The organism is Parazoarcus communis SWub3 = DSM 12120 (genome assembly GCF_003226565.1).
Lineage (GTDB): Bacteria > Pseudomonadota > Gammaproteobacteria > Burkholderiales > Rhodocyclaceae > Parazoarcus > Parazoarcus communis.
The window spans coordinates 1-997 of sequence record NZ_QKOE01000073.1; the positions used below are offsets into that span (position 1 = coordinate 1).

Annotated in this window: 2 rRNA genes; both read left to right on the forward strand. The window is 54.4% G+C overall.

From position 1 onward, the window contains the following. Window positions 1–766: ribosomal RNA gene (locus tag DNK49_RS23055) — 23S ribosomal RNA — on the forward strand; the annotation flags it as partial. Window positions 767–875: 109 nt separating this feature from the next. Next, window positions 876–989 (forward strand): 5S ribosomal RNA (gene rrf / locus DNK49_RS23060). Window positions 990–997: the final 8 nt, after the last annotated feature.

The following is a 997-nucleotide window of genomic DNA, read 5'->3' on the forward strand; positions in this document are numbered from 1 at the left end:
GGACGCTAGTTCCGGTGGAGCCAACCTTGAAATACCACCCTGGTGTCGTTGAGGTTCTAACCCAGGCCCGTGAATCCGGGTCGGGAACAGTGCATGGTGGGCAGTTTGACTGGGGCGGTCTCCTCCCAAAAGGTAACGGAGGAGTTCGAAGGTCTCCTAGGTACGGTCGGACATCGTACTGATAGTGCAATGGCAAAAGGAGGCTTGACTGCGAGACCGACAAGTCGAGCAGGTGCGAAAGCAGGACATAGTGATCCGGTGGTTCTGTATGGAAGGGCCATCGCTCAACGGATAAAAGGTACTCTGGGGATAACAGGCTGATTCCGCCCAAGAGTTCACATCGACGGCGGAGTTTGGCACCTCGATGTCGGCTCATCACATCCTGGGGCTGTAGCCGGTCCCAAGGGTATGGCTGTTCGCCATTTAAAGTGGTACGTGAGCTGGGTTTAAAACGTCGTGAGACAGTTTGGTCCCTATCTGCCGTGGGCGTTGGAAGTTTGAGGGGACCTGCTCCTAGTACGAGAGGACCGGAGTGGACGCACCTCTGGTGTACCGGTTGTGACGCCAGTCGCATCGCCGGGTAGCTAAGTGCGGAAGAGATAACCGCTGAAAGCATCTAAGCGGGAAACTCGCCTCAAGATGAGACTTCCCTGGGGACTCGATCCCCCTGAAGGGTCGTGGAAGACCACCACGTTGATAGGTCGGGTGTGGAAGCGCAGTAATGCGTTAAGCTAACCGATACTAATTGCCCGTGAGGCTTGATCCTATAACCTTACACAACACAGTTCGAACTCAATGTTCAAACTCAATCACAACACCCAACATTCACTTCCTTCCTCTTTGCCCTGACCAACACTCAGGGAACAAGTCATAAGTCTGACGACCATAGCTGCCTGGTCCCACCCCTTCCCATCCCGAACAGGACCGTGAAACAGGTACGCGCCGATGATAGTGAGATCCGCTCTCGTGAAAGTAGGTCATCGTCAGACTTAACCCA